Below are 5,680 nucleotides of genomic sequence, written 5' to 3' on the forward strand. Positions count from 1 at the left end.
TTGTTTGTTTCGTTCAGTTTTCAAAGAACTACTTAGCCGCTCATTTGCGACTTCCTTATGTTAACATTTTCATCTTTCAATGTCAACTAAGTTTTTTATTTCGTTTGTCGCTTTCGACGTTATTGTCATCGGCGACTTGTTCTATATTACACCTCTAAAGTATAATCGTCAACACCTTTTTATAAATAATTTCAATTTAATATTTTTATGCTCTTTTAGCTAGATACGTCTCTATAGGATTTCATTATCGGAGCACACCTTCTGCTTCTCTTTAATTTATTTTTCCAAATATATTCAAGTTAATTTGAACTCTAGACTTAACTTGTGTGGACGTTTTCCTCCAACAAAACTAGCAACCTTATTTTAACAAATACTAGTATATAATTAGAAAGTTGTTGTACTATCAATAAAACTCTATTAGAAGCAGGTGAAGATATGAAAGATATACGTATCCTTATAGCAGACGACGATAAAGAAATCCGAAATTTATTAAAAATATATTTAGAACGAGAATTATACATGGTAGACACTGCAATCAACGGCGAAGAAGCCTTGCATTTATTTAATCAAAATAAATATAACCTCGTTATATTAGATCTTATGATGCCCAAAATAGATGGAATCGAGGTATGTAAAAAACTTAGAGATAAAACTAACGTACCTATATTAATGCTCACAGCTAAAGATCACGAAGTTGATAAAATTTTAGGTTTAAGCATTGGTGCTGATGATTATATTACGAAACCTTTCAGCATTCACGAAGTAATTGCACGAGTAAAAGCTCTTATGCGGCGTTTTTTAGTTCTCGGAAGTAACAATACTGCTCAAGAAAAAACAACTTTATCTTTTAAAGGACTAACTATCAATTTAAATACATACACAGTTCATACAAACAAAGAAGAAATTAGCTTAACCGGAAAAGAATTGGAACTGTTAAAATTCTTTACTTCAAACCCAGGGCAAGTATTTACAAAAACACAGCTCTTCCGAAATGTGTGGGACGATAATTATATAGAAGATGACAATACCGTTATGGTACATATTCGAAAACTTAGAAAGAAAATAGAAATTGACCCTTCCAATCCAAAATTCATTCAGACTATATGGGGAATTGGTTATAAGTTTGTAGGTGAAAAGCTTGAAGACTGATAAAACCCTCTTCCTTATTTCATTACAACTTATCATTTGCGGGATTTTAAACATACAAATGGGCCCAAGATTAAAAATGTCTTTATTTATTATCCTTATCTTAATTACAATTTATCTCTTCTTTTCAAGAATACAATTCATTCAACATCGTAAAGCAATGGATACTAAATTAAGTCGTGTACTAAAAGGAAACTTACAAACGAGATTATTCACAAGCAATGACCACTCATTACATAATATCGTTTTTTCAATAAACGAGCTAATAGCTAAATTAGAGCAGGTTCAGATTGAAGCCAAAAGATCCGAGGAATCCAGAAAACAACTTTTGTCTAGTATCTCCCACGATATACGAACACCACTCACCTCCATTATCGGATATATAGATGCTTTGAAAGACGGAGTTGCTGCTTCTGAAATAGAAAAACAAGAATATCTTAAAATACTCTATATGAAATCAAATAACTTAAAGCACCTAGTTGATGAAATATTCAATATGGCGAAGCTAGACGCTAATGAATTTCCACTAAAAGAAGAAGAACTCGACTTTTCTGAAGTTACTAGAGAAGTTTTGATTGAATTTTTACCTGAGCTCTCAAAACATAACATCGAACTGCAAATTCGCATACCAGAGTCTACTTGTCCTATCATCGCAGATCATCTAAGCATTATGCGGATTATCGGTAATTTAATGAAAAATGCAATTTATTACGGAAAGGATGGGAAAACAATAGGAGTCGAATTGCTAGAAGCTGATGCAGAATACGAACTTCATATTTGGGATCAAGGCCCTGGTATTCCAAAACATGATTTACAAAACGTATTTGAGCGAATGTACCGAAGCGAACAATCAAGAAACTCTTCATTTGGTGGTAGCGGTCTCGGACTCTCTATTTCTAAAGCACTCGTTGAAAAAAATGGTGGGCATATATGGGTTGAAAGTACTCCATGGAAACGAACTACTTTTGGCTTTTCTATTCCAAAACACAATACTTTTAAGAAATAGTTAAGAAATGATTAATATGCAGTTAAGCCTTCCTTTTTATGATGTAAGTAAGAACTTATAGAAAGCAGGTGTTTCCTATAAATACAATTATAAAAACGACTAACCTTACTAAAGTATATGGCAATCAAAAATCCGTAGATAATTTAAATATTAATGTTCAACAAGGAGAGATTTATGGCTTCATAGGCCGCAACGGTGCTGGTAAAACAACAACCATTCGTATGCTGCTTAGTCTTATAAAACCTACAAGTGGAACGATTGAAATATTCGGAGAGAACTTATTCCAAAATCAAAAAGATATTTTAAGCAGAATTGGTTCTATAGTTGAAGTTCCAGGATTTTATGAAAACTTAACTGCAAAAGAAAACCTACTAATTAATGCAAAGATAATTGGGGTTCACAAAAAGAATGCTATCGAAGAAGCATTAGAAATAGTAGGCTTGCAGCATGAGACAAAAAAGTTAGTAGGAAAGTATTCTTTAGGAATGAAGCAACGCTTAGGAATTGCACGCGCTCTTCTCCATTATCCTGAGCTACTCATATTAGATGAACCAACTAACGGACTAGACCCTATTGGTATTAAAGAAATGCGAAAACTTATTCATTCTTTAGCTCAAGAAAGAAATATAACAATACTCATTTCTAGTCACATATTAGCCGAGATAGAACAGTTGGTCGATCGTATCGGAATTATTCATGAAGGAAAGTTACTAGAAGAAGTTTCTCTTGATACGCTGCGCAAAGCAAACCGTAAGTACATAGAGTTTCAAGTGAATAATGACGATAAAGCTGTGATGTTATTAGAAAATCATCTTCAAATTTTTGATTATGAAGTACATGATGAAGGAAATATTCGTATTTACTCTCATTTTGGACAACAAGGATACATAAACAGAACATTTGTTCTTAATGGTATTGAAGTATTAAAAATGATGATAAGCGAAGATAGACTAGAAGATTATTTCACCAAACTAGTTGGAGGTGGAACAATTGGTTAATCTACTCTATACAGAACTCTTAAAACTAAAACGCTCTAATATGTTTTTAATTAGCATTATTGGTGCTGGTGTCGCACCTTTCTTAGTTGTAGTAGCCTCTTATATACATATAAAAACAAAACAGCCTACTCCAACTATTTGGTTCCATCAATTATTCACTGACGTTAACTTATATACTACTTTAGTTATAGGATTCCCCTTATATGGAGTAGTGGTTGCATATTTGCTTACCCGCGAATATGCAGAAGATACACTGAAAAATTTACTAACTATCCCCGTGTCGCGCATTAGCTTTATTATAAGTAAATTCATCATTCTCTTTCTTTGGATTATGATGCTAACTTTAGTCGCTTGGGCACTTACTTTAATATTAGGGCTATTGGGGAACTTCCCTGGCTTTAACATTTCTTTACTTTTAGGTTCTTTCCTAGAATTTTTAATATGTGGTGGACTTCTCTTTCTATTGTCTTCACCTATTGTGCTACTAACTCTTGTAATGAAGAGCTATGTACCGCCCATTATATTAACAGTCATTATTACAATGACTAATCTTATGCTCGTAAACTCCAAGCATAAAGATTTATTTCCGTGGACCGCTACTCTAGATATCGCAAATAACGAATTACAACCGACATATCCACCAGAGTATTCTTATATCATCATTGCAGTAACGACAATTTCCGGATTTATTGCAACACTATTCTATTTTAAAAAAGTAGACATTCATTAATTTGTAGGAGTGAAACTATGAGCGATATCATTATTGCCTTCATACTCGGTATTGTAGAAGGATTAGCTGAATTTTTACCTATATCCTCTACTGGCCATCTTATATTAGTCGGGCATTTATTAGGCTTTGAGGGAGAAAGAGCGAAAACGTTTGAAATTGTTATTCAGCTAGGCGCAATTTTAGCCATTGCAATTTTATATCATAAACGTCTCGTTTCTTTATGTAATATTAAGCCACTTCTACAGAAAGAAAAAAAATTCAACGCGTTCCATGTATTTCTTGGCGTATTTCCGGCAGTGGTTGCTGGTTTGCTATTACATGATATTATTAAAACATACTTATTCCAGCCATACACTGTTGTGATTGGACTTGTAGCAGGTGCAATTCTTATGCTCTTTGCAGAAGTAAAAAAGAAAGAGGCAGCAGCCTATTCACTGGACGATTTAACATACCGCCAAGCTTTAACAATCGGATTATTTCAGTGCTTAGCAGTATACCCTGGCTTCTCTAGAGCTGGCTCTACTATCTCTGGAGGTCTATTAGCAAAAGTAAATTATAAGACTGCATCTGAATTCTCTTTTCTAATAGCTCTTCCTGTAATGATTGGGGCTACAGGCTTAGACTTACTAAAAAGTTGGAAGTATTTAAGTGTCGATGACATCCCTATGTTTGCGGTAGGATTCATTACCTCTTTTATAGTAGCGATGCTAGCGGTAGTAACTTTTCTAAAGCTTTTAGAGAAGATAGGTTTAAAACCTTTTGCGTACTATCGTATTTTGTTGGCTATCTTATTTACGCTTTTCGTATTGCTATAGATGCATATAAGTCACATATTATTAAACTGATATTCAATTTAGAATATCAGTTTTTTCATCTATTTTAACTCTAGTATTACTCACTTCAATATGGCATAGTGATAATAAACTACCATTCATAATCTGAACGTTCTTTAAGTAACTACATCCTTTATCATAAAATGCAATTGGAAAATTAAAGATTCCATATATGTACAGAACATATTTACAAACTATATTCACTCCACATAGTATCTTTTTAATTTGCAACACACCGCTACAACTTTTAAATGAGTACAAAGACATACTAAATAAGTAAGTAAATTTCCTAGGAATTATAAAGAGACTAAATATGAATTAGAGTGAGGTAACGATAAAAATGAATCAATTAGCACAAACATATTGGGATACTTATTGGGGAAACAACAAAAAACCAGAATCTGTTACAGCTTGGCAATTTGGGGATGCCCCTAATTATCTTGCACAACTAGTAATTGACGGTATTAAAACCGCTACATGCTCCGGTCACATTTTTTATGAATTAGAACATGAATCACTACCGACTACTATTGATTATAGTATTATACTCAATAGTAATGATGAACCTGTAGCTATTATTAAGACAATAGAAGTAACTGTAACACCAATGAATGAAGTAAGCGAAGAATTCGCTATCGCTGAAGGCGAAGGAGATCGTACTTATAATTACTGGAGAGACACCCATGTTCGTTTTTTTACAAAGGAACTAAATGAGCTTGGTCTTAATTTCTCTGAAGATATGTTACTCGTCTGTGAGCGTTTTGAACTTGTTGATGTGAACAATAAAGTGAAATTTTAATAAACTGAGATTTACCAGCCATTCTTATTTTTATAAAACACAAAAAAGACGAGTCATTCTGACTCGTCTTAAAGTTGCTTGGCGACGTCCTACTCTCACAGGGACAAGGTCCCAACTACCATCGGCGCTAGAGAGCTTAACTTCCGTGTTCGGTATGGGAACGGGTGT

General features: G+C 33.6%; 6 protein-coding genes and 1 rRNA gene. 6 read left to right on the plus strand and 1 reads right to left on the minus strand.

Features of this window, described 5'->3' with window-relative positions:
• Nucleotides 1-435 precede the first annotated feature (435 nt).
• From ACK1U5_RS27535 to ACK1U5_RS27560, 6 genes are all read left to right on the plus strand, one after another.
• Nucleotides 436-1,149: a response regulator transcription factor gene (locus ACK1U5_RS27535; RefSeq protein WP_000651991.1), complete on the plus strand. Its 714-nt coding sequence runs from the start codon at nt 436-438 to the stop codon at nt 1,147-1,149.
• Nucleotides 1,139-2,152, plus strand: a complete 1,014-nt coding sequence (locus ACK1U5_RS27540; RefSeq protein WP_061139567.1) for a sensor histidine kinase — start codon at nt 1,139-1,141, stop codon at nt 2,150-2,152. The genes ACK1U5_RS27535 and ACK1U5_RS27540 overlap by 11 nt, the downstream gene beginning before the upstream one ends.
• A 68-nt stretch (nt 2,153-2,220) precedes the next feature.
• Nucleotides 2,221-3,150 carry an ABC transporter ATP-binding protein gene (locus ACK1U5_RS27545; protein WP_069604762.1) on the plus strand — a complete coding sequence of 310 codons (930 nt, stop codon included), beginning with the start codon at nt 2,221-2,223 and terminating at the stop codon, nt 3,148-3,150.
• A complete protein-coding gene (locus ACK1U5_RS27550) occupies nt 3,143-3,880 on the plus strand; it encodes an ABC transporter permease (RefSeq protein WP_000247716.1) in 738 nt (245 codons plus the stop codon). The genes ACK1U5_RS27545 and ACK1U5_RS27550 overlap by 8 nt, the downstream gene beginning before the upstream one ends.
• Before the next feature lie 17 nt (nt 3,881-3,897).
• A complete protein-coding gene (uppP, locus tag ACK1U5_RS27555; protein ID WP_001279960.1) occupies nt 3,898-4,695 on the plus strand; it encodes an undecaprenyl-diphosphate phosphatase UppP in 798 nt (265 codons plus the stop codon).
• A 358-nt stretch (nt 4,696-5,053) separates the two neighbouring features.
• Entirely contained in the window at nt 5,054-5,512 is a 459-nt protein-coding gene (locus tag ACK1U5_RS27560) for an ASCH domain-containing protein (protein WP_001072418.1), read from the plus strand.
• 76 nt (nt 5,513-5,588) lie between these two features.
• Here the strand turns inward: ACK1U5_RS27560 and rrf are convergent.
• Nucleotides 5,589-5,680, minus strand: a 5S ribosomal RNA gene (rrf, locus tag ACK1U5_RS27565); the annotation flags it as partial.

This window comes from Bacillus sp. XB1 (genome assembly GCF_053557995.1).